The 23590-nt window shown below is 62.5% G+C and carries 23 protein-coding genes; 3 read left to right on the top strand and 20 right to left on the bottom strand.

Annotated elements, in window-relative coordinates; genetic code table 11:
• Position 1: 1 nt before the first annotated feature.
• From hisS to ndk, 6 genes are all read right to left on the bottom strand, one after another.
• Complete coding sequence (hisS, locus tag VEC01_RS16365) at positions 2–1351, bottom strand: histidine--tRNA ligase (protein WP_324902006.1); 1350 nt, start codon at positions 1349–1351, stop codon at positions 2–4.
• Between the two features lie 27 nt (positions 1352–1378).
• On the bottom strand, positions 1379–2650 hold the full coding sequence (gene ispG / locus VEC01_RS16360; protein WP_324901972.1) for a flavodoxin-dependent (E)-4-hydroxy-3-methylbut-2-enyl-diphosphate synthase: 1272 nt from the start codon (positions 2648–2650) through the stop codon (positions 1379–1381).
• A 7-nt stretch (positions 2651–2657) separates the two neighbouring features.
• Entirely contained in the window at positions 2658–3614 is a 957-nt protein-coding gene (locus VEC01_RS16355) for a helix-turn-helix domain-containing protein (RefSeq protein WP_324901971.1), read from the bottom strand.
• Positions 3607–4407, bottom strand: coding sequence for a type IV pilus biogenesis/stability protein PilW (gene pilW, locus VEC01_RS16350; RefSeq protein WP_414691466.1), 801 nt, complete (start codon positions 4405–4407; stop codon positions 3607–3609). Before pilW ends, VEC01_RS16355 begins: the two co-directional genes overlap by 8 nt.
• On the bottom strand, positions 4404–5573 hold the full coding sequence (gene rlmN / locus VEC01_RS16345) for a 23S rRNA (adenine(2503)-C(2))-methyltransferase RlmN (protein WP_324901969.1): 1170 nt from the start codon (positions 5571–5573) through the stop codon (positions 4404–4406). Before rlmN ends, pilW begins: the two co-directional genes overlap by 4 nt.
• Before the next feature lie 65 nt (positions 5574–5638).
• On the bottom strand, positions 5639–6064 hold the full coding sequence (gene ndk / locus VEC01_RS16340; protein ID WP_324901968.1) for a nucleoside-diphosphate kinase: 426 nt from the start codon (positions 6062–6064) through the stop codon (positions 5639–5641).
• Between the two features lie 211 nt (positions 6065–6275).
• On the opposite strand from ndk, the gene VEC01_RS16335 reads away from it, so the two are divergent.
• Positions 6276–6968 (top strand): Bax inhibitor-1/YccA family protein, encoded by a 693-nt coding sequence (locus VEC01_RS16335; protein WP_324901967.1) that lies wholly within the window; start codon positions 6276–6278, stop codon positions 6966–6968.
• Between the two features lie 57 nt (positions 6969–7025).
• On the opposite strand, the gene rlmD is transcribed toward VEC01_RS16335, so the two are convergent.
• The 6 genes from rlmD to surE form a co-directional block, all read right to left on the bottom strand.
• Positions 7026–8366: a 23S rRNA (uracil(1939)-C(5))-methyltransferase RlmD gene (gene rlmD / locus VEC01_RS16330; protein ID WP_324901966.1), complete on the bottom strand. Its 1341-nt coding sequence runs from the start codon at positions 8364–8366 to the stop codon at positions 7026–7028.
• Positions 8367–8434: 68 nt separating this feature from the next.
• Positions 8435–9217 (bottom strand): 3'-5' exonuclease, encoded by a 783-nt coding sequence (locus VEC01_RS16325; RefSeq protein WP_324901965.1) that lies wholly within the window; start codon positions 9215–9217, stop codon positions 8435–8437.
• Positions 9214–10236, bottom strand: coding sequence for an RNA polymerase sigma factor RpoS (gene rpoS, locus VEC01_RS16320; protein ID WP_324901964.1), 1023 nt, complete (start codon positions 10234–10236; stop codon positions 9214–9216). The genes VEC01_RS16325 and rpoS overlap by 4 nt, the downstream gene beginning before the upstream one ends.
• Positions 10237–11160, bottom strand: a complete 924-nt coding sequence (locus VEC01_RS16315) for a peptidoglycan DD-metalloendopeptidase family protein (protein WP_414691465.1) — start codon at positions 11158–11160, stop codon at positions 10237–10239.
• Between the two features lie 60 nt (positions 11161–11220).
• Complete coding sequence (locus VEC01_RS16310; protein WP_324901962.1) at positions 11221–12093, bottom strand: protein-L-isoaspartate(D-aspartate) O-methyltransferase; 873 nt, start codon at positions 12091–12093, stop codon at positions 11221–11223.
• Positions 12090–12827: a 5'/3'-nucleotidase SurE gene (gene surE / locus VEC01_RS16305; protein WP_324901961.1), complete on the bottom strand. Its 738-nt coding sequence runs from the start codon at positions 12825–12827 to the stop codon at positions 12090–12092. Before surE ends, VEC01_RS16310 begins: the two co-directional genes overlap by 4 nt.
• A gap of 113 nt (positions 12828–12940) precedes the next feature.
• Here surE and VEC01_RS16300 point away from each other — a divergent pair, with 113 nt between their 5' ends.
• Positions 12941–13921, top strand: coding sequence for an NADPH:quinone oxidoreductase family protein (locus tag VEC01_RS16300; RefSeq protein WP_324901960.1), 981 nt, complete (start codon positions 12941–12943; stop codon positions 13919–13921).
• Positions 13922–13963: 42 nt separating this feature from the next.
• Here the strand turns inward: VEC01_RS16300 and VEC01_RS16295 are convergent, their stop codons facing one another.
• From VEC01_RS16295 to VEC01_RS16285, 3 genes are all read right to left on the bottom strand, one after another.
• Positions 13964–14902 carry a flagellar brake protein gene (locus VEC01_RS16295; protein WP_324901959.1) on the bottom strand — a complete coding sequence of 313 codons (939 nt, stop codon included), beginning with the start codon at positions 14900–14902 and terminating at the stop codon, positions 13964–13966.
• 134 nt (positions 14903–15036) lie between these two features.
• Entirely contained in the window at positions 15037–16932 is a 1896-nt protein-coding gene (locus VEC01_RS16290) for an ATP-dependent DNA helicase (protein WP_324901958.1), read from the bottom strand.
• Between the two features lie 170 nt (positions 16933–17102).
• Positions 17103–17303 (bottom strand): YdcH family protein, encoded by a 201-nt coding sequence (locus VEC01_RS16285; RefSeq protein ID WP_324901957.1) that lies wholly within the window; start codon positions 17301–17303, stop codon positions 17103–17105.
• 229 nt (positions 17304–17532) lie between these two features.
• Between VEC01_RS16285 and VEC01_RS16280 the strand changes: the two genes are divergently transcribed.
• On the top strand, positions 17533–18339 hold the full coding sequence (locus VEC01_RS16280) for a PP2C family protein-serine/threonine phosphatase (protein WP_324901956.1): 807 nt from the start codon (positions 17533–17535) through the stop codon (positions 18337–18339).
• A gap of 18 nt (positions 18340–18357) precedes the next feature.
• Here the strand turns inward: VEC01_RS16280 and VEC01_RS16275 are convergent, their stop codons facing one another.
• From VEC01_RS16275 to odhB, 5 genes are all read right to left on the bottom strand, one after another.
• Complete coding sequence (locus VEC01_RS16275; protein WP_324901955.1) at positions 18358–19113, bottom strand: hypothetical protein; 756 nt, start codon at positions 19111–19113, stop codon at positions 18358–18360.
• Positions 19110–20207: a cell division protein ZapE gene (gene zapE / locus VEC01_RS16270; protein WP_324902005.1), complete on the bottom strand. Its 1098-nt coding sequence runs from the start codon at positions 20205–20207 to the stop codon at positions 19110–19112. The genes VEC01_RS16275 and zapE overlap by 4 nt, the downstream gene beginning before the upstream one ends.
• A 176-nt stretch (positions 20208–20383) precedes the next feature.
• The gene (locus VEC01_RS16265) at positions 20384–20782 is read right to left on the bottom strand and encodes a hypothetical protein (protein WP_324901954.1); all 399 of its coding nucleotides are present in this window, start codon (positions 20780–20782) and stop codon (positions 20384–20386) included.
• 9 nt (positions 20783–20791) lie between these two features.
• Positions 20792–22219: a dihydrolipoyl dehydrogenase gene (gene lpdA, locus VEC01_RS16260; RefSeq protein ID WP_324901953.1), complete on the bottom strand. Its 1428-nt coding sequence runs from the start codon at positions 22217–22219 to the stop codon at positions 20792–20794.
• A gap of 81 nt (positions 22220–22300) precedes the next feature.
• Positions 22301–23563 carry a 2-oxoglutarate dehydrogenase complex dihydrolipoyllysine-residue succinyltransferase gene (gene odhB / locus VEC01_RS16255; RefSeq protein ID WP_324901952.1) on the bottom strand — a complete coding sequence of 421 codons (1263 nt, stop codon included), beginning with the start codon at positions 23561–23563 and terminating at the stop codon, positions 22301–22303.
• Positions 23564–23590 lie beyond the last annotated feature (27 nt).

Genomic DNA, 23590 nt, shown 5'->3' with positions numbered 1-23590 from the left:
ATTAGTGGTGATGATGATGGTGCGTCGGATCGTCGCACTCGTCGTCGCAAATAATGCTGTCCAGTACGAATTCGGCGACCGATTCGAACGGCACCGTCGTCTGATTGTTCTCGGCGTCGGCCGCACGCAGATTCTTGACCGCTGCCACGCCCTTGACAACCTCGTCCTCGCCGATGATGACCGCAAAACCGGCGCCGCTGGCGTCCGCGCGTTTCATCTGGGACTTGAAGCTGCTGCCGCCGACAGGCGACGCGCAATGGAGTACCACATCAAGGCCGCCATCGCGCAGTCGTTCCGCCACGACGAAGGCTTGCATCTGCGCTTCCTCGCCCTGATGCACGACGTACACGTCGCACTGGTTCGGTGCGAATTTTTCGCCGGATGCTTTCATCAGTTCCAGCAGGCGCTCGACGCCGATCGCAAAGCCGCAGGCCGGCGTCGGCTTGCCGCCGAACATCTCAATCAGCGGATCGTAACGCCCGCCACCGCATACCGTTCCCTGCGAGCCGAGCTGATCGGTGACCCATTCAAAGACGGTACGGTTGTAGTAATCCATGCCGCGCACCAGACGCGGATTGATGGTGAACGGGATGCTGTTGTGGCGCAGGATCTTCTGCACGCCCTCGAAGTGCGCGCGCGACTCGTCGCCGAGATAGTCGAGCAGCTTTGGCGCGCCGTTGACGAGCTCTTGCATCGTCGGATTCTTGGTATCGAGGATGCGCAGCGGATTGGAGTGCAGCCGGCGCTGCGCGTCTGCATCGAGCAACTCCTTGTGCTGCTCGAAGTACGCGATCAGATCGGCACGGTGCCGGTTGCGCTCCTCCGCGTTGCCGATGGAATTCAGCTCCAGCCGGATGTTCTGCAGGCCGAGATCGTCCCACAGGCGCTGGCACAGCACGATCAGTTCGGCATCGATGTCCGGCCCGGTGAAACCGAGCGCCTCGGCGCCGACCTGGTGGAACTGGCGATAGCGGCCGCGCTGCGGCTTCTCGTGGCGGAACATCGGACCCGCGTACCAGAGCCGCTTCGGGCCGTCGTAGGTCAGGTTGTGCTCGATCGCCGAGCGCACCACGCCGGCGGTGCTTTCGGGACGCAGCGTGAGCTGGTCGCCGTTCATGGAATCGACGAAGGAATACATCTCCTTTTCGACGATGTCGGTGACGGCGCCGAGTCCGCGCGCGAACAATGCGGTCGGCTCGACGATCGGCGTGCGGATCTGCTGATAGCCGTAGCTCTTCAACACCGATTGCACGGTGTTCTCGAACAGCTCCCACAGCGGCGCGTCGGCGGGCAGGATGTCGTTCATCCCTTTTACGCCGGCGATTTTTTCTGCTTTCTTGTTTTCAGACATGCTCATCAAAAGTAATGGACAGGCCGGTCATGCGCCGGTCGTCTCTTTCCCGTAACGGGTCTTCACATAGTCCAGCACGATAGCCTGGAATTCTTCAGCGATACGCTCGCCGCGCAAGGTCACCTTCTTTTCGCCGTCGACGAATACCGGCGCCGCCGGCGACTCGCCGGTCCCCGGCAGGCTGATGCCGATGTTGGCATGCTTGGATTCGCCCGGACCGTTGACGATGCACCCCATCACCGCGACATTCATGTTTTCCACGCCCGGATACTGCTTCTTCCATACCGGCATCTGGTCGCGCAGGTAGGTCTGGATCCTGTCGGCGAGCTCCTGGAACACGGTCGAGGTCGTGCGGCCGCAGCCCGGACAGGCAATGACCATCGGCGTGAACTTGCGCAGCCCCATGGTCTGCAGGATTTCCTGCGCCACCACGACTTCCCTGGTGCGGTCGCCGCCCGGTTCCGGCGTAAGCGAAATGCGGATGGTGTCGCCGATGCCTTCCTGCAGCAGCACCGACAGTGCCGCCGTCGACGCGACGATGCCCTTGCTGCCCATCCCCGCCTCGGTCAGGCCAAGGTGCAACGGATAGTCGCAGCGTCGCGCGAGCTCGCGGTACACCGCAATCAGGTCCTGCACGCCCGACACCTTGCAGGACAGGATGATCCTGTCGCCGGCCAGGCCGATTTCTTCGGCGCGTTGCGCGTTTTCGATGGCGGACGTGACCAGCGCCTCATACATCACCGCTTGCGCATCCCACGGCTCGGCGCGCTTCGCATTTTCATCCATGATGCGCGCCAGCAGCGCCTGGTCCAGGCTGCCCCAGTTGACCCCGATGCGCACCGGCTTGTCGTACTTGCATGCGACCTCGATCATCTGCGCGAATTGCGTGTCGCGCTTGGCGCCCTGGCCGACGTTGCCGGGATTAATGCGGTACTTGGAGAGCGCCTTCGCGCAATCCGGGAAATCGCTCAACAGCTTGTGGCCGTTATAGTGGAAATCGCCGACCAGCGGAACGTCCACGCCCATCTTGTCGAGCTGCTCGCGAATGGCGATCACTGCGGCGGCGGCTTCCGGATTGTTCACCGTGATGCGCACGAGTTCGGACCCGGCGCGCGCCAGGTCCTTGACCTGGATCGCGGTCCCGATTGCGTCGGCGGTATCGGTATTGGTCATCGACTGCACCACGACCGGGGCGTTGCCGCCTACGGCCACCTCGCGCGCGCCGTAACGGATCGCCACCCGGCGGGTCTTGTGGCGGGCAAGCGGACCGGAAGGAATAGGTGTAGAGATGGGTGCCATGCAGGTCTTACTTCAGGTTGAGGCGGGCAACGTTGCTTCTCGAGCCCGATTTCAATTCAAGGGGTGTGCCGCGCAAGGTCGCGTCCACGCCGGCAGCGTTGCCGATGACGACGGATACCGGTTCGGTCACTTCTACATTTTCCGTTTCACCCGCCTTCACCACGCGCGATACGATCACGCCGCCGTTGCCCGCCCGGCGCACCTCGACCCATGAATCTTCGCGCGCCTTGATCTGCAATGCGTCCTTGCCGACGGCTGAAAGCGATTCCGGTGCGGCTGCGGGCGCCGGCTTGGCTTCGGATGCCGGAACCGCAGGTACGGCGTCCTGGGCGCCGGCCGGCGCGGTAGCGGCAGGAGCGGGATTGGCGGCCGCAGCAGCCGGTTCCGCATGGCTCTCGTCCTTCCCCGGGGCTGGCTGCACCTGATCGCCGGCAGCGCCGGGCGCGCTCGAAGCACCAGTTTTGTCCATCGGCGCCGTGGCGGGGGTATCCGGCGTGCTCACGCTGCCGTGCCGCGCCGCCCAGATCCCGACTCCCAGCAGGATGACCAGCAGGGCCCCGACCACCCACCTGGAGGAAAGGCCGGGACGTTCGTTCATTGACGGCAGGCGGGCTTCGGAAAACGGCGTGGACAGGGTCTTCCTCGGCGCCAGGGAGTCGTGCACGAGCACGGTCTCGCCTCCCAGATCCGCAAGCAGCGGGGCCGCATCGACCTTCAACAGCTTCGCATAGGCGCGCACGAATCCGCGCACAATCGGCATGCCGGGCAAGGCGGGGTAATCGTCCTGCTCGATGGCGACGACCTGCCTCGGGGCCAGATTGAGCTGGCTGGCCACCTGCTCGACTGTCCAGCCGCGCTCCTCCCGGTAGGCGGCAAGCCGCGCGCCGGGCGATACCTTCTTCATGCCGGCATCCGGTTCAACCGGCATCGCCGCCGGCTGGTCGTTGACTTCAGAATCACTCATCGAATGCTCCGCGTTGATAGGCCGCGAATTCGGCGGAGCCCCCATGGCGGCGACGCAGCTGCGTCGCCAGGCTTGTTTCCGCCGCTCGGTCGCCGAGTTTGCGTTCTATCTTGATCGCCAGCCACAGCACGTCAGCGGTCAGCACATCCGCCTTCACCACGCGGCTGATATAGAAGCGCGCGCGCTCATAATCCGCCTGGTCGAAATAGATCCTGGCCAGGTTGGTATTGGTCGATGGATTGGCGGGGTCGTACTGGAATGCCTGCGATAAATAGCGCTCGGCCGCAGCCCGGTTCTTCAGCTTGAGACTGCAGATGCCGGCATTGTGCAGTGCCTTTGCCGGCGACTGATAGGCGCGGCTCTTCAGCGCCGCCTCGAAGTAATTGATCGATTCCTTTTCCCTGCCGTTCTGGCACAGGAACCACCCGTAGTTGTTGTTGAAGTCCGGGGTGTTTGGCGACAGGCGGATCGATTGCAGGAAGTTCTCCTCCGCCAGCTTGTTCTCGCCCATGTCCATGTAGATCAGCGCGCGCATGCTGTACGCATCGGCGAAATTCGGATCGGCGGCCAGCGCCTGCCGGATTTCATCGAGCGCCACGTTCATCTGGCGCTGCTCATAGTAACCGACGGCAAGCTGCAGGCGGATGCGCGCGCGCCGCTGGCTGTCGGTCTGGTCCGCGCTGGCGGGCGGCTCGTCCGGCACAACGGCACCGGGACCGGAAGCACATCCCGCAATCAAGCACACTGCAATGCCTGACGCAGCAAGCAATCGAACAAACCGGTTTGCTGTCACTTCGACACCTCGATGATACGACCGAAATTCTTGCCGAACTTCTTCTGGTATTCCGCCATTTTCTGCATGCGTTCCTGCACCCGGGTGCGGTCCTGCACCTCGCCCGCAAGCTGGCCGCACGCGGCGTCGATGTCGTCGCCGCGCGTCTTGCGAATGGTGGTCACGATGCCCGCATCCATGAGCACCTGCGCGAACGCCTTGATGCGCGCGTTGTTGGATCGCTTCAGGCCGGATTCGGGGAAAGGATTGAACGGAATCAGGTTGAACTTGCACGGCACCGGTGCGGCAGCGTTCTGCACCAGCGCAACCAGTTCGCGGGCATGTTCGTCGGTGTCGTTGACGCCGTCCAGCATGCAGTATTCGAAGGTGATGAAATCGCGCGGCGCGTACTCGAGATAGCGGCGGCAGGCGGCCATCAGTTCGCGCAGCGGATACTTCCGGTTCAGGGGCACGAGGCCGTCGCGCAACGCGTCGTTCGATGCATGCAGCGATACCGCCAGCGCCACCGGACAATCCTGCGACAGCTTGTCGATCATCGGCACCACGCCGCTGGTCGATACCGTCACTCGGCGGCGCGACAAGCCGTAGGCATTGTCGTCCAGCATCAGCTTGAGTGCGGTGACCGTCGGCTCAAAATTCAGCAGCGGCTCGCCCATGCCCATCATCACGACGTTCGTGATCTGACGCTCGCCCTTCGGGCCAGGCTCGATGCCCTTGGCCCGGCGCAGCGCGAATTCAGCCATCCAGAGCTGGCCGATGATTTCACCGACGGTAAGGTTGCGGCTGAAGCCCTGCTTGCCGGTGGAGCAGAAGCGGCAGTTGACCGCGCAGCCAGCCTGGGTCGACACGCACAGCGTGCCGCGGTTTTCTTCGGGAATGAATACGGTTTCGACCGCGTTGCCCTGACCGACGTCGAGCAGCCACTTGCGGGTGCCGTCAGCCGAGGTATGGTCGGTGATGACCTGGGGTGCGGTGATGAGCGCGCGCGTCTTGAGCTTGTCGCGCAGCGATTTCGCCAGGTCGGTCATCGCATCGAAGTCGCTCGCGCCGAACTGGTGTATCCAGCGCTGCAACTGCTTTGCGCGAAACGGCTTCTCACCCAACTCGCCGCAATAGGCAACGAGTTGCGCGGGATCGAGATCCAGCAGATTGGTGAGAGCCGTCATAAGTGTGTTTCATTATGCGTTCATCCTTGAATTGAGAGGCAGTCCAAGGTGAGCGCAATAGCAAGTTAGCGGGAATAAACGTTCAGAGCCGGGAAGAAATACGCAATTTCGACCTGCGCGGTCTCGGTAGCGTCCGAGCCATGAACGGCGTTGGCGTCGATGGAGTCGGCGAAGTCAGCGCGGATGGTTCCCTTGTCGGCCTTCTTCGGATCGGTCGCGCCCATCAGTTCGCGGTTCTTGGCAATCGCGTTCTCGCCTTCGAGCACCTGGATCATGACCGGACCGGAAACCATGAAGTCGACCAGGTCCTTGAAGAAGGGACGCTCGCGGTGCACGGCGTAGAAGCCTTCCGCTTCCGTGCGCGACAGTTGCGCCATGCGCGCGGCAACGATTTTCAGGCCGGCGTTTTCAAAGCGGGTGTAGATTTGGCCGATAACGTTTTTTGCGACTGCGTCCGGTTTGATGATCGACAGGGTGCGTTCGATTGCCATCTGTAAAAACTCCAATAAAAATAAAGGGTTAAGATTGCCACTTGAGAAATCAACTAACCTTCTATTGTAGCACGAAAGCCCATCGCTAAAGCCTTTCCACCGTTTCTTCCAGCCATTCGATACCAGAACTTCATCCTGCCGCAGCCATCCTATACTGCAGACATGCTATGCTTTTACCAGCAACTGTTGTTCAAACATTATCGGAGGCAATATGGACCATCAACTGCAGCAAACCTACGGCGCCACCCGCGACGCGCTGCTTGTGCGCCACCGCGTGCTGCGCAATACCTACTGGCTGCTCGCGCTGTCCATGATCCCGACCGTGCTTGGCGCATGGCTCGGCGTGCAGTTCAGGTTTACGTTCTTTGCCGGCAGCCCCTTCATCGGCTTCATGGTTTTTCTGGCAATCGCATTCGGTTTCTTTTATGCAATTCAGAGAACCAAGGATTCCGGACTCGGCATCGCCTTCCTGCTCGGCTTCACCTTCTTCATGGGCCTGATGCTCTCGCGCCTGATCGGTCACATCCTCGGCTTCTCGAACGGCGCCTCGTTGATCATGACCGCTTTCGGCGGCACGGCAGCGATCTTCGCGACGATGGCATCGATCGCGACCGTGTCGAAGCGTGACTTTTCGGGCATGGGGAAATGGCTGTTCGCCGGCGTGCTGGTGATTCTGGTCGCCGCGCTGGCCAACGTATTCTTGCAGCTGCCCGCGCTGTACCTGGCGATTTCGGTGCTCGCAATCGGCATCTTCTCCGCCTTCATCCTGTATGACGTACAGCAGGTGATCAATGGCGGGGAGACCAATTACATCACCGCCACCCTGGCGATCTACCTCGACGTGTACAACATCTTCAGCAACCTGCTGGCCCTGCTGGGCTTCGCCGGCGGCGAGAACGACTGAGCGCGCAGACAAGAAAGCCGGCCTTGATGGCCGGCTTTTTTTATTTTCGGAAAGACGTCACGCGAGGTCGAATACGGCGATCGATTCCACGTGAGCAGTGTGCGGGAACATGTTCACCACACCCGCCTGCCGCAGCAGGTAACCGCCTTGATGGACCAGGTAACCGGCGTCGCGCGCCAGCGTGGACGGATTGCAGGACACGTAGACGATGCGCTTCGGCTTCATGTCCGGCTGCGCCTCCCCCATGCCGACGATCGCCTGGCAGACGGCCAGCGCGCCTTCGCGCGGCGGATCGATCAGCATGCGGTCGAACCTGCCCAGCGCGGCGAACTGTTCCGGCGTGGCTTCGAACAGGTTGCGGCAATGGAAGGAGGTCTTTTGCGCCACGCCATTGGCCTGGGCATTCTCCAGCGCGCGCTCGGTGAGCGTTGTGCTGCCTTCGATACCGACCACCTCCCTGGCCTGGGTCGCCAGCGGCAATGTGAAATTCCCGAGCCCGCAAAACAGGTCTGCCACCCGGTCTTGCGGCTGCACTTCCAGCAACTGCAAGGCCTTGGCCACGAGTACGCGGTTGATATGGTGATTGACCTGGGTGAAATCGGTTGGCTTGAACGGCATGCGGATGCCGAACTCGGGCAATGCGTAATGCAGCTGCACATCGGCCGGATAGAAGGGATACACCGTGTCCGGACCCTTCGGCTGCAACCACCACTGGATCCGGTATTCGTCGGCAAACACCTTGAGCTTTTGCTCGTCCTCCGGCGTCAGGGGTGCCATGTTGCGCATCACTAACGCGGTAACCCCCTCCCCCACTGCCAGCTCGATCTGCGGCATCTGCTCATAGATGGTGAGCGATGCGACCAGCTTCCGCAGCGGCACCAGCATGGACGAGACATGCGGCGGCAGGATTTCGCAGGTTTTCATGTCGGCGATATAAGACGACTTGCGCTCATGGAAACCGACCAGCACGCCGCCCTTCTTTTGCACATTGCGTACCGATAAGCGAGCCCGGTAGCGGTATCCCCAGGTCGGACCAAAGATCGGACGCAGCATCCGTTCCGCCCGCACCTTGCCAAGGTGCCATAGATTGTCCTCGAGTACGCGCTGCTTGATCGCCACCTGCGCGCTCGGCTCCAGGTGCTGCATCGCGCATCCGCCGCAAATGCCGAAATAGGCGCACTTCGGCTCCACCCGGAGCGATGACTCGCGACGCAGTTCGGTCAGCGTCGCCGCCTCCCATTTCGGTTTCCTGCGGAAGGACTGGAAGCCGACGCGCTCGCCGGGCAGCGCGCCCTCCACGAAGATCACCTTGCCCGGCGTACCGTCCTCGTTCTGCTGGTGGCCCACGCCGCGGCCTTCCATGTCGAGGGATTCGATGTCGATGATATTTTGCTGCATGATCAGGAAAAATGAATGGCCGGGCACTGCCGGCCCGGATACTAAACAAGAGTTCGGCAGGGTTCAGGTCACGGCGCGGGCCGCCACGCCGCCAGGTATTCTTTCCAGTGCGGGCCGTCGAGCGCGCCGAGCGATGACCGGACCAGCTCGATTTCCGTATTGTACGCGTCGCGGGTGATGGCGCCGCGCATCAACTGGAAGCGGCAATACACCAGATAGGTGTTCACCACGTCGGTCTCGCAGTAGTCGCGGATTTCCTTCAACCGGCCTTCCTGGAACAGCGTCCACACTTGCGAGCCGTCCACCCCGAGCTTGCCGGGAAAGCCGCACAGCTTGGCAAGGTCATCGAGCGGCGCATTGGCACGGCCCGTATAGAGCGCAAGCAGGTCCATCAGGTCGAGATGGCGCGTGTGATAACGGCTCAGGTAGTTGTTCCACTTGAAGTCGCGGTCTTCCTCGCCCATTTCCCAGTAGCGGGACGCGACGACGCCGTTGATCATCGCGCGATAATGCAGGACCGGCAGGTCGAAACCGCCCCCATTCCACGATACGAGCTGCGGCGTGTACTTGTCGATGATGCGGAAAAAGTCGTTGACCAGCTTCGGTTCCTGGTCCTCCAAGCAGCCGATCGAACGGACGCGGAAGCCCTCGTCGTCGCGGAACACGCAGGAAATGGCCGCGACGCGGTGCAGGTGATGCTGGAGGAAATCGGAATTCGTTTTTTCGCGCCTGTCGGAGAAGGCCTTGGCGGCAACATCCGCATCGGACATCGACGACGGCAGGTCGTTCAGCACGCGCAGGCCGGCAACATCGGGAATCGTCTCGATGTCGAATACCAGGACCGGGATCACAACAATGCGTCCTTGCCGACGCCGCGGGCGGTCAGTGCGCGCTTGAGCTTGACCAGCGCTTCTTGCTGAATCTGGCGTACGCGTTCGCGCGTGACGCTCATTTCCGCCGCCAGCTCTTCAAGCGTGGCGGGATCGTCGTTGTCGAGGCCGAAGCGGCGCACGATCACCACGCGTTGCTTGTCCGGCAGCTTCTTGAGCCAATCGTGCACCAGCACCGTCATTTCATGGTGCTCGGCACGCGAGTCCGGGCCGTCCTCGCTGTCGCCCGGCAGCATGTCCATCAGGCTGGCCTGCGGATCGTTGTCCAGCGGCGCGTCGAGCGAGGTTGCATGTTCGGACAGCGCCAGGATGTCCTGCACATCTTCCACCGGGCGGTCCACCAGATGGGCAATGTCTTCCGCCGACGCATCCTTGCCGTCGTGATGCTGGGCTTCAAGATGGTATTTGGCGCGCAGGATCTGGTTCAGCTCGCGCACCATGTGAACCGGCAGGCGCACCGTGCGAGCCTGATTCATTATCGCGCGTTCGATGCTTTGCCGGATCCACCAGGTCGCATAGGTCGAAAAGCGGAAACCGCGTTCCGGCTCGAATTTGTCGATCGCGCGCATCAGGCCGAGGTTGCCCTCTTCGATCAGGTCGAGCAGCACCACACCGCGGTTGATGTAGTGCTTGGCGATCGACACGACCAGACGCAGGTTGTGCTCGATCATTTTCTGACGGGCTTCGAAATTTCCCTGCTTGGCCAGCGTCGCGTAACGGACTTCTTCTTCGACCGTCAGCAGCGGACGCGCGCCAATCTGGTTGAGATAGTGCTGTGTCGTGTCGGTCGAGAGTTCCGCGGCGAGCACGGTCTTGAGCTCATCCACCGGATCCGCGGCGGCGCGGCCGCGCTCTCCGCCGTCGTCCCCATCGTCGATCAGTTCCGTGTCGCCTTCGTCAGCAACATTGAGCGGAAGATCATCGGCCATGTCGTCCGACGTTGCATCATCATCGAGGGGATCGTGTGGACGGCGATTCATTTAGCGGCTTGGCAAAAATTTTGACGGATCGACTGGCTTACCTTGCTGACGAATCTCGAAATGCAGTTTTACTTCGTCGGAATCGGAGTTACCCATTTCGGCAATCTTTTGTCCCCTGGTCACATTTTGATCTTCTTTCACGAAGATGGTTTTATTGTGCGCATAGGCGGACAGCAGATTGTTGGAATGTTTGACAATCACCAGATTGCCATAACCACGAATACCGCTCCCAGCATACAGCACTTTCCCCGATCCCGCCGCTAAAACCGGTTGACCCATCTTGCCGGCAATATCAATACCACGCTTGCCCTCGCCGAAGTGGCCGATGATCTTGCCTTCGGCCGGCCAGATCCAGGCAATGTTTTCGTCATCCGGCAGGGGCACGGGCTGCGTTTCCTGCGGCCTTTCAGCGGGCTTCGGGTCCACCTTGGCGACCGGCGGCGTGCTGGCATCCGGCTTTTGCATTTCCGCCAGTGCAGCTTCGGAGTAAGGCCGTTTTTCCCCTTTCGGCCCGGACTTGTTCTGGCCGGGCGGCGTGCCGAGCGGCTTCACCTCGACGCCGGAATTGGTCGTCACGCTGCCGGTTTGCGGCGCGCCTTCCGGCGGCAGGACGCGCAATACCTGGTCGACCTTGATGTCGTTCGGATTGGCAAGGTTGTTCCAAGCGACGAGGTCGCGGTAATTCTGGCCGAAGTCGAGTGCGATCTGGATCAGGGTATCGCCGCGGCGCACCGTGTAATAGCCGCGCTCGGCCTGCTTGGTCACCGGCGCCGGAGCGGCGGGTTGCGCCACCGGTTTCGGCGGTTCCGCGGGGCGCACCGGTACCGGGCGATCCACCACCGGAGCCGGCTGGCGGGGCTGCATGGTGCAAGCGGCGAGCAATGCCGGCAATACGGTCCAGAATACGAAACGTGCTTTTTTCATTCTCATACTGTTAATCATTTGGCGCCGTCGCGTCGACCGGTGTTTCAGCTTGAAACAGGATCACACCACGCCGGGGCGCAAGGGGACGAAATGGCAATCTTCCAGCGTGGTATTCGTCCATTCGAATTTTCCGACGCGCTCGATCAACTGCAGCACCTGATGACGTGCCCCCACCGGGGCGACCAGGCGGCCGCCAATGGCCAGCTGCTCCAGCAACGCCTGCGGCACCTCGAGTCCCGCCGCCGCCAGGATAATACCGTCGAACGGCGCCGCCTGAGCAAGCCCAAGCATACCATCTCCATATTGCAGCCGGATATTGGCAATGCGCAGCGGACGCAGGTTGGACTTGGCCAGTTCATGCAGCGGCTTGATGCGTTCGATCGAATACACTTCCTTCGCCACCAGCGACAGCACCGCGGCCTGGTAGCCGCAGCCGGTGCCGATCTCGAGGACCTTGTTGAGTGCGCCGCCGTTTGAATTGGCGCGCATGACTTCGATCATCCGGGCGACGATATAAGGCTGCGAGATCGTCTGGTGATGCCCGATCGGCAGCGATGCGTCGATGTATGCCTGGCTGGCGAGCGCGGGTTCCACGAAAAGATGCCGGGGTACTGCCTCCAGCGCAGCCAGTACCTTCGCATCCTTGACACCCTGCTTCGCAACCCGCGCCACCATCGCCGCGCGTACCGTCCCGGACACCATAGGTTCGGCGCGTGCGGCGACCGGCGCTGCGGCGGCACGGGGCCGTTCGGCTGCCGGCTCCACCGGCCGCGGACGTACTGCTTGCTGCGCCACATTCTGCGCCGCGTTCTTGGTCGCGGTCTGCGGGGTGGCAACCTTCATCGACGCCACTGTCTGGCTGCGCGCACTCTTTGCCGGCTTTTCGACCACGGAAGACAGCGGCAGAGGGAAGCGTCTGTCCTTGCCCGTCATGACAATCCCATCTTGAGCATGTCGAGCTGCGCGTTGTGGGTCAGGTCGATCTGCAGCGGCGTTACCGACACGTAGCCGCCGGCGACCGCGTGGAAGTCCGTGCCTTCGCCGGCATCCTTTGCCCTGCCAGCCGGCCCGATCCAGAAAATCTCGCGTCCGTGCGGGTCCTGCGTCTTGATCACCGGCTCCGATTCATGCCGCTTGCCCAGCCGGGTCGGCCGGGTACCGCGAATACGCTCGTACGGAAGATTGGGGATATTGACGTTCAATAAATACGGTTTCGGCAGCAGCTCGAAGTGACGCTCGACGAATTCGCGGGCGACGCGCGCCGCGTCGTCGACATGCGCCCAGCCCTTCTCGACCTGGGAAAATGCGATTGCCGGGATCCCGAACAGGAAGCCCTCGGTGGCAGCGGCGACAGTGCCGGAATACAGAGTGTCGTCGCCCATGTTCTGCCCCTGGTTGATGCCGGAAACAATCAGGTCCGGCTTGAAGGCCAGCCCCCCGGTCAACGCGACGTGCACGCAGTCGGACGGCGTGCCGTTGACGAAGTAAAAGCCGTTCTCGGCGCGGTACACGGAAAGCGGGCGGTCCAGCGTCAGCGAATTCGAACTGCCGGAACGATTGCTGTCGGGCGCGACAACGACGATTTCGGCGATGGGCCGCAAGGCGTCGACCAGGGCGATGATTCCCGGCGCGAGGTAACCATCGTCATTACTAACGAGAATTTTCATACGCGAATTTTAACCGAACCACCTGCCTGCCCCGAACGGATATTGACATTTTGCGGCATCCGCCTAAAATGAAACGACCGTTCTTTTTTTAATTCCAATAGCAAGGAGACACGATGAAAGCGATTGTCTGCAAGTCCTGGGGGTTGCCCGAAACATTGACCGTGGAAGACCTGCCGGATGTCGTCCCCGGCCCCGGACAAGTCGCCATCGATGTCCATGCCGCGGGCGTCAACTTCCCTGACGTCCTGATCATCCAGAACAAGTACCAGTTCAAGCCGGAGCTGCCGTTCACCCCGGGCAGCGAACTCGCCGGCGTGGTGCGGGCGGTGGGCGAAGGCGTGAAGCGTTTCAAGGCCGGAGACAAGGTGCTTGCCTTCGTGAGTCTCGGTGCATTTGCCCAGCAGATCGCAGTCCCTGAGCCCGCCGTCGTACCGCTGCCGCCCGGCCTCGATTTCGATACCGCCGCCTCCTTCACGCTGACCTACGGCACCTCGCATCATGCGGTGGTCGACCGCGCCCAGCTCAAGGCCGGCGAAACCATGCTCGTGCTCGGCGCCGCCGGCGGCGTCGGGCTGGCGGCCATTGAAATCGGCAAGGCGCTCGGGGCGCGCGTGATCGCCGCCGCGTCTACCGATGAAAAGCTCGCGGTCTGCAAGGAGCATGGCGCCGATGCGACCATCAACTACACGACGCAGGACCTGCGCGAAGCGATCAAGGCAGCAACCGACGGCAAGGGGCCGGACGTGATCTACGATCCGGTCGGCGGCGTCTACGCCGAGCCGGCGTTCCGGTCAATCGCATGGCGCGGCCGCTACCTGGTGATCGGTTTTGCGAATGGCGAGATTCCGAAGCTGCCGCTCAACCTGCCGCTGCTCAAGGGTGCATCGCTGGTCGGCGTGTTCTGGGGCGAGTTCGCCAAGCGCGAGCCGAAAGCCAACCTGGCGGCGATGGTGCAGATGATGGGATGGATGGCAGAAGGGAAGATCCGCCCGCACATCTCGGGCCGCTATGCACTCGCCGATACCCCGCGCGCGTTGAGCGACATGGCTGCACGCAAGGTGACCGGCAAGGTTGTCATCCAGCCGCAGAAATAACGCCAACCGGACTGCTCTCCTGCCATATGCCGCGGGAGAGCGTTACTCTCCTTCGGCAAGGATCTGGTGCACGAATGCAGACAGGATCAGCCTGTCGTGGATGGAAACGTCGAGGAATTCGAAGCCGTGCCGGTGGCCCTCGCCGTTTTCCGCCGGCGTTACCGAACGCAAGGCCATCTTCAGGCTCAGGAATTCATCCTGCCCGGCTGCATGCACCTTGAATTTGATCAGGCCCTCCTCGCCCTTCTGCCCCAGAACCTGCTTGATCGTTCCCGACGTACCGCCCATGGATAGGTCGGTCAACATGGCCGCCCCGGTGCGCTCCGGCGTGCCGAGCGTGACCGAAGCGATGATCGACACCTGTGCGCGTACCCCGCGCCGCACCACGGTGCAGCGCACCTCCTTCGGATAGGCGAGATGGAGATAGGGATGCGGCGAGTGCAAAGATTTCACCGCTGACGTGATGAACGCATAGGCCTTCTTGCCGGAGAAGGCGCGCACGACGAAGGTCTGGCCGTCACGCACGAACGAGAGCTTGCCGTCCACGGCCGGCGCGGTGACCATCACCGTCTTGTTCTTGACATAGCCGATGAGCCGCACGGTATAACGCACCGAGGGATTGTCGATCAGTTGCAGGTACAGGGTCTCGCCGACATACCAGCGCACGTCGTCCAGGCCGACGATGACTTCCTTGCCCGCTTGCCCCTGGTCCGCTTCGGCCGGCGCCTCGGTGGAAGCGGACGGGCGCCTCGAAGGCGAAGTCAGGAGCGGGTCCGGCGCCTGCTTTGGCCTGAGGTCCCATGCGGAGTCGTGGATGTAGCCGTTTTCGATCAGGCCCTCGAGCTGGCTCTTCGTCTCGATGACGCAGCCGGCCTGCAGCAGCAGCTTGCCGTGCCAGTCGTAGATCGCCTGCGACAAGGGCTTGCCTACGGCGAGCTCGGCCGGCCGTACGGGCATCAATGAAACAACAGGATCTGCCATGTCCCCCTTCCAATTGCCTGCTCCCTGCCCCGTCGTTCCGGGCCCCGGCACGCGTCCGGCTTGCAGACCGGACAAGTATATCCAGTCTGCGCCAGGTTTTCACTGTGATTCGCCGATTCCGGCAACGCGTCGCGTCATCCGCCTGAGGCAACCGGCTGATGCTCCGGCTCCCCGCTGAAGAATGCTTTCACCACAGCCGCGTCGCGCGTCCTGCGGAATGGCGGCAGGCTTTGCCAGATGCGGCGGCCGTAAGGTTTGGAAATCAGCCGCGGGTCGCATATCATCAGCACGCCGCGATCGGTTTCGTCCCGGATCAGGCGGCCGGCGCCCTGCTTGAGGTTGATGATGGCTGCCGGCAGCTGGTGGTGCACGAAGCCGTTCAAGCCCTTCTTTTCCAGCGCGTCGATGCGCGCGGCAAGGACCGGATCGTCGGGCGGCGAGAACGGCAGCTTGTCGATGATGACCAGCGACAGCGCCTCGCCGCGCACGTCCACGCCTTCCCAGAAGCTCTGGCTGCCGATGAGAACCGCATTGCCGGCGGCACGGAAGCGGTCGAGCAGTTCGGTGCGGCCGGCCTCGCCCTGCACCATCAGCGGGAACGCCAGGCCGCGCTTGTCGAATTCCTCGCGCAGGCGCTCCGCGGCGCGGTTGACTGCGCGGATGGTGGTGCAGAGCAGGAAGGCGCGCCCGCCGGACGCCTCGATGATCGGCAGCGCGGCATCGATGACGGCGTCGGTGTACTCGAGGGAGTTGGGCTGCGGCAGGTTCTCCGGGACGTACAGCAGCCCTTGCTCGCCGTAGTTGAATGGACTCGGCCAGGTCTGGGCAGGCTCGTTCCACAAGCCCATCTGGGATGCATAGTGATTGAAATCGTTCTTCACCGCGAGGGTTGCCGACGTGAAGATCCATGCCCGCGGTGATCCTTCGCGCTGCTTGCTGAAGATCGGCGCAATGGAAAGAGGTGTCTGGTGCAATTGCAGTGAAGACGAAAACGCTTCGACCCAGAGCACCCGTTCCTGCTCGGGGGCGACATCAGCCGGCGCCGCGGACTTCGCGGCATCCCATGCTTCCAGCCGGGTCGAAAGTTCGATTGCGCGGGCGCGGCACTGCTCGATCGTTTCGGCACGCTCGGCCTGCGTCTCCAGTACCGCAATCATGCCATCCAGTTCATCTCTAAGCTTTTCGAGCGCGGGAAAGAAAGCGCTCGAAGGCGCGATCTGACCGACCGCGAGACGCACCACATCCTGCGGAAAAGCGAGTCGGAGGTCGCGTGCGGCGCGCTCCACGGTCGAAACGAGCTTGCCCCAGTCGGCGCCGTCACGCGCATGGGCAAGGCCTTCGGCCAGCACATCGCGGCACAGCTCGAGCACCTGCGACGTCGAAACGGTGTCGCCGAAAAACAGGGTGGCGGTTTCCGGGAGCTGGTGCGCTTCGTCGAAGATGACGGTATTGGCCGAGGGGAGCAGCTCCGCCACGCCGGTATCCTTGAGCGCGACATCGGCGAAGAACAGGTGATGGTTGACGACCACCACGTCGGCCTGCTGCGCTTCCTTGCGCGCCTTCATCACGAAGCAATCCTGGTAATACTGGCATTCGGCGCCCATGCAGGTATCGCGCGTGGACGTCACAAGGTTCCACACCGATGCAGTCTCGGGCACGCGCGAGAGTTCAGCCTTGTCGCCCGAACTCGTGGTCTTGACGAAGCGGGCGATGTCGCGCAGGTAGCCGACATCCTCGCGCGCGGTCAGGCGCCCGTTCTGCAGGGTGCGTTCGAGATGGAAATGGCAGACATAATTGGCGCGCCCCTTGAGCAAGGCCACCGAGACCGGCGCATTCAGGGCCTTGCGCACGGTGGGAATGTCGCGAAGGTACAACTGGTCCTGCAGGTTCTTGGTACCCGTCGACAGGATCACCTTGCCGCCCCAGAGCAGCGCCGGCACGAGGTAGGCGAAGGTCTTGCCGGTCCCTGTGCCTGCCTCGGCAATCAGGGTTTGCTGATGCGCAATCGCGGCCGCGATCGCCTTTGCCATCTCGGTTTGCGACTGCCGAGGGCGAAAGCCGGCAACCGCCTGGCTCAGCGGACCATTATCATCAAACAACTGCTCTATATCAGTGTCGTGTACGCCGGGATCGGGCGGTAGTGCGGTGTTTTCTGTCAAGGCGGGGCTGCCGGAAGATGGGATGAGCGTGAGGGAATGAATCAGGCGGGAATATCCGGCACCAGTTGCATTTTTAATAACGTGATGTGATCCTTGAGCTGCAGCTTGCGCTTTTTCAACCGTCGCAGCTGGAGCTCATCGTGCAGCATGTCGCGGGCGAGCAATTCGATCACGGCATCGAGATCGCGGTGTTCGACCTCGAGTTCGACGATTTTTCGCTGTATTTCTTCCGTTCGGATCATGATGTCGTTGTCGGCTGCGGCTGGTAGTGGATATTTTAAGAGTGAAAACCCGGCGAGGCTAGCGATCCGGGGCGGGAGCATCGCGAGCGGTCAATTCCGTATCGCTTCTTTGCCACAACCGTGCGCAATGATGGACAAGGCTTGGGAGGTGTAACAAAACTCTACAGCAACACCTGCTTTCTTATCGCCGTGCAATAATTTTCCGCACCAGTGTAAACCAGCCGATTCCATGAGCCAATACAAGATAGAAGCCGGCACCGGGCAACACATCGGCGACCGCCATGAGCAGCAGGACAGGGCCGCCCTGTTCACCGCGCCCCGCGCGCCCGGCTACCTGATGGCCGTCGTCGCGGACGGCATGGGGGGCTTGAGCGGAGGCGCGCTCGCCGCCGAGCAGGTCATCCGCACCGCGAAGCAGGCATTCGACCTGTTTTCGCCGCAGACCGACGACGTCGAAAAACTGCTCGCCACGATTGCGCATGACGCGCATACCATCATCAAGCTGACCGCGTTTTCTTCGGAAAAGAAACCGCACAGCACGATGGTCGCGCTGGTCATCACGCCGCATCGCACCGCGGTGTGGGCCCATGTCGGCGATTCCCGCCTATACCGCTTCGATGGCCCGAACTGCGCGGACAGGACGACTGATCACTCGTACGTGGAAATGCTGGTGCGACAGGGGAAACTGTCTCGTCAGGAAGCACAAAACCACCGGCTGGCGAATGTGCTGGTCAGCGCACTCGGCTCCCACGAGAGCGAACCACAGGTGACCCTGCGGCGCCACGAGGGCTTGAAGGCCGGCGACGCGTTCCTGCTATGCAGCGACGGACTCTGGCACTACTTTTCCGACGCGGAGCTGGCAGCCGCGGTCGCCGCCAACACGCCACGGCAGGCGTCCGAAATGCTGATCACCAAAGCTCGCGAGCGCGCGACCGACGGCAAGGGCGACAATTGCACGCTTGCCATCGTCAAGCTGGTCGAGCCGCCTGCGCAGGCCAAACCGTATACCGCCGAGAAAATGAAGCGCGCGGTATAACCGCGTAACGGCCGAGGCTTATTCCGGTTTCGACGGACTCGCCGGCTGCGACTCCATTTTCTTCATGCGCTTGCGTTCCTTTTCCGCCTTGCGCTCGGCCACTTTCTGCTGCCGCTCAAGCGCGTCCTGCGCCTTTCTTTCGTAAGCGGCAACGTTCTCCGCGCGCTCTTGTGCGCGGGCCGCTTCCTCTTCCCGGATGCGCTGCAGCCTTGCTTCGTGACGCGCCTGGCGGTCGTCGGAGGTCCCGACGCGCTTGCGCACGGGTTCTGCGGGTTCGCGCTGCGCTGCCGGCGGCCGCGCTTCCTCGCGCTCTGCCTGCTGCCGCTTGGCCTCCTCCCTGGCCTGGCGCTCGGCCAGTGCCTTGTCCCGCTCCGCAACCCGGGCTTGCCGCTTGAACGCATTCGCCTCGACTTCCAACTTGTGCAGCCGGGACATGCGCCGGTGGCGGCGCTCCTGAGCGGCGTCAATGCAGTTCGATCCGAAAAACCGGGAATGGCATGCGCTTTCATCGGCAGCATAGCGCGCTTCGACCTGCTGCCGCGCGTCGCGCACAGCGGAAAGCGCCGCGTCCGCCTGCGCCGTCGAACGAATCGATCCGGTGGGATATTGCTGCACGACCGCGTTGACCGGGTCGCCGTCGGCGTTCTCCGCGTTCGCGCGAGGAACAGGCAGCGCGATGAAGAAGGTCAGAAGGAGGGAGAAGGCATGCGCCGCCATCGGGCGGTGGGAGCTCTTTTGATCCGTTTTCGGCAGGGGATGCATTGCCTTCCTCATGCGAGCGATCCGGCGACGTCGCGCCGTTCGCTATCCATGTACTCGGACGACTGCATCTCGATGATGCGTGAAACGGTGCGGTGAAATTCGTTGGCCAGCATTCCTTCAGTGTACAGCTGATCCGGCTCGACTTCAGCCGACATCAGCAGTTTGACCTTGTGGTCGTACAGCACATCGATCAGCCAGGTAAAGCGTCTTGCTTCCGACGACATCGCGGCGGACATTCGGGGCACGCTGGAAAGAATGACGGTGTGGAACTGGCTGGCGATTTCGAGGTAATCGTTTTGCGAGCGCGGGCCGCCGCAAAGCGTGCCGAAATCGAACCAGATCACCCCGCCGGCGCGCCGCAGCGCACGGATTTCGCGGGCTTCGATCTGGATGCGGGGATCCTCGTCGGCGCTCTCGGCAATCGTCGCGAACGCGGTACGCAAGGCCTGGTCGGCCGCCGCGCCGAGCGGTGTGTGATAGGCCTCGACCTGGTCCAGCACACGCTTGCGGTAGTCCACGCCGGCGTCGACATTCAGGATGTCGAGCTTGTCCTTGAGCAAGGCAATCGCCGGCAGGATGCGGTCGCGGTGCAGGCCGTCCGGGTACAGCGTGTCCGGCATGTAGTTCGAGGTCATCACAAAGGAGACGCCGTTGTCGAACAATGCCTTGAGCAGGTTATACAGGATCATTGCGTCCGCAATGTCCGACACGTGGAATTCGTCGAAGCAGATCAGGCGGTACTTCCTGGCGATGCGGCGCGCCACCTCGTCCAAGGGATCGGCGACGCCCTTCAGGTCGTCAAGCTGCCGATGCACCCCGCGCATGAATTCATGGAAGTGCAGGCGGGTCTTACGCACCACCGGCACGACGGAGTAAAAACTGTCCATCAAGAAAGACTTGCCGCGCCCTACTCCCCCCCACATGTAGATGCCGCGCGGCACCTCGGGACGGCTGATCAGCCGCTTCAGCTTGCTCGACCGCTGCGACTTGTAGGCGACCCATTCGTCATAGGCGCGCTGCAGCCGGTCCACCGCACGGCCCTGCGCTTCATCGGACTGGTAGCCGCGCTGTGCGAGCGCATGCTCGTAAAACTCCCTGACGTTCATATCGTGCGTTTCGCTAGTTGCAGCCGCCATGGGAGGCAGCCTCGTTCCGCCTTGTTTTCGGCAGTTACGCAAAAATGGGCGAGTCGCGCTCGCCCATTCCATCATTCCGGCCCGGACAGCCGGCATGCACCGGATGTCCTTCATGCCGCGGCGGCAGCAGCCTGCCGCGCTTCATCCTATTGCGGATTCAGTTCGACCGTCACGCGTGACGGATACGATCCGCCACCGAAGCGGATCGGGAAGTTCAGCCCGACGCCCACGCCGACGTTGCCGCCGCCTCCGCCCACGCCGAGACCAAGATTGGATCCGTAAGGCCCGGACGGACGGAAGATGGTTTCCGACGTCCGGTAGCCCTCCTTGTTGCAGACCACACGCAGGTCGCCACTGCCGCCGCCCACCTCGATCGACGCCGGCGTCACCACATTCCAGTTCGCAGAGCCAAGGTTGACATTGCAGTTGGCGCCCGCCACGGGCTGGCCCCGGGCTGCCGTTTCTATGTCGATCTTGCCGCCGCTCGATCCGGTCGTCGCGCAGGCTGCAATGGCCAGGGGCAGCAACAGGATCAGGCGGCGCATGTGATCTCCTTAGAAGTTGAGCGACCTCTTGTCGACCGCCAGCGCGGCTTCCTTGGTCGATTCGGACAGGGACGGGTGAGCATGGCAGATGCGGGCGATGTCTTCCGCCGACGCACGGAATTCCATCGCCACGACGGCTTCCGAAATCAGTTCGGAGGCCATCGGGCCGACAATGTGCACGCCGAGGATTTCATCGGTCTTGGCATCGGCCAGGAACTTCACCATGCCGGAGGTATCGCCGAGGGCCCGGGCGCGACCGTTGGCCATGAACGGGAAGGTGCCCGCCTTGTAGGCCACGCCTTCCGCCTTCAGCTGCTGCTCGGTCTTGCCGACCCACGCGATTTCCGGGGATGTATATATGACCCAGGGAATTGTATTGAAGTTCACATGGCCATGCTGCCCTGCGATACGCTCGGCAACCGCCACGCCCTCTTCTTCCGCCTTGTGCGCCAGCATCGGGCCGCGCACCACGTCGCCCACCGCCCAGACGTTCGGCAGGTTGGTCTTGCAGTCGCCGTCGACCGCGATGAAGCCGCGCTCGTCGAGCTTCAGGCCGATGCCTTCCGCATTCAGGCCGATGGTGTTCGGCACGCGGCCGATCGACACGATCAGCTTGTCGAACACCGCCTTCTGCGCGTTGCCCTTGTCGTCGGTGTACTCGACGGTGACATCCTTCTTGCCGGCAGTAATCGCGGCGATCTTCACGCCGAGGCTGATGACCAGGCCCTGCTTGACGAACAGCTTGTGCGCTTCCTTGGCGATTTGTTCGTCGACGGCACCGAGGAAGGTCGGCAGCGCTTCCAGCACGGTCACTTCCGCGCCGAGACGGCGCCACACGCTGCCCATTTCGAGGCCGATCACGCCGGCGCCGATCACGCCCAGCTTCTTCGGCACCGCGTCGATGTCGAGCGCGCCGGTGTTCGACAGGATCAGCTTCTCGTCGAAGGCCGCGCCGGGCAGCGCGCGCGGATTGGAGCCGGTGGCGACAATAATGTGCTTGCCGGTAATGGTTTCTTCGGACGCGCCGGCCACCTTGATCTCATAGCCGTTCGCGTCGCCCTTCACGAAGGAGCCGCGGCCGTGGAAGAAAGTGACCTTGTTCTTCTTGAACAGATACAGGATGCCGTCGTTGTTCTGCTTGACGATGGTTTCCTTGCGCGCGAGCATCTGACCGACGTTCATCGCCAGGCCCTTGACCTCGATCCCGTGATCGGCAAAGGTATGGCCGGCGTGCTCGTAATGTTCGGAGGATTGCAGCAGCGCCTTGGACGGAATGCAGCCGACGTTGGTGCAGGTGCCGCCCGGCGCCGGGCCGTTCTTGGCGTTCTTCCAGTCGTCGATGCAGGCAGTGGAGAAACCGAGTTGCGCCGCGCGAATTGCAGCGATATAGCCACCGGGACCGCCGCCGATGACCACGACATCAAAATTTTTCGACATGTTCGTACCTTAGATTTCCGCAGAATGGACAACGCACACGGAACAGGTTACCCCTGTCCCGTGTGCGCATGGCGTGACGACTTACAGGTCCAGCAGCAGGCGCGCCGGATCTTCCAGCGCTTCCTTCATCGCCACCAGGCCGAGCACGGCTTCGCGGCCGTCGATGATGCGGTGGTCGTAGGACATCGCCAGGTAGTTGATCGGGCGGATCACGATCTGGCCGTTCTCGACCACCGGACGGTCCTTGGTCGCGTGCACGCCGAGGATGGCGGATTGCGGCGGATTGATGATCGGGGTGGACAGCATGGAGCCGAAGACGCCGCCGTTGGAGATCGAGAAGGTGCCGCCGGACAGTTCTTCCAGGGTCAGCTTGCCGTCCTTGGCCTTGACGCCGTATTCTGCGATCTTCTTCTCGATGTCGGCGATGGTCATCTGGTCCGCATCGCGCAGGATCGGCACCACCAGGCCACGCGGCGAGCCGACCGCGATACCGATGTCGAAGTAGCCGTGGTAGACGATGTCATTGCCGTCGACGGAAGCGTTCAGGATCGGGTACTTCTTCAGCGCGGCGACCGCGGCCTTGACGAAGAAGGACATGAAGCCGAGCTTGACGCCGTGCTCCTTCTCGAACTTGTCCTTGTACTTGTTGCGCAGGTCCATGACCGGCTGCATGTTCACTTCGTTGAACGTGGTCAGGATCGCGTTGGTCGACTGGGACTGCAGCAGGCGCTCGGCGATACGCGCGCGCAGGCGGCTCATCGGCACGCGCTCTTCCGGACGGTTGGCCAGATTCAGGCTGACCGGCGCGGCAACCTGCTGCAGCGCAGGCTTCGGTGCGGCGGCGGGTGCCGGGGCGGGAGCGGCAGCCGGCTTGTTCTGCAGCGCGCCGATCACGTCACCCTTGGTCACGCGGCCATCCCTGCCTGTACCGGCAACCTGCGCGGCGCTCATGTTGTTCTCGGCCAGCATCTTTGCGGCGGCGGGCATCGCGATGACGGCAGCGGACGCCGATACCGGTGCGGGTGCCGCTGCAGCGGCAGGTGCGGGAGCCGCGGCTGCCGGAGCGGCCGCTGCAGCCGGGGCGGCAACGGCGCCTGCCTTGGCTTCGGTGTCGAGCTTGGCGATCACTTCGCCTGCCACGACGGTGCTGCCGTCAGCTTTGATCACTTCAACGATCACGCCGGCGTCCGGCGCGGGAAGCTCAAGCACCACCTTGTCGGTTTCGATGTCAATGAGGTTTTCGTCACGGGCGACTGCTTCGCCAACTTTCTTATGCCACTGCAACAGGGTCGCTTCTGCAACCGATTCCGACAATTGCGGAACTTTCACTTCGATAATTGCCATGTAACTCTCCGTTTCGGGTTGTTCGTG

It is taken from the genome of Noviherbaspirillum sp. (assembly GCF_035627455.1).
Lineage (GTDB): Bacteria > Pseudomonadota > Gammaproteobacteria > Burkholderiales > Burkholderiaceae_D > Noviherbaspirillum.
Note: the sequence above shows the minus strand (reverse complement) of the source record. Positions and strands in the feature narration are given on the sequence as shown.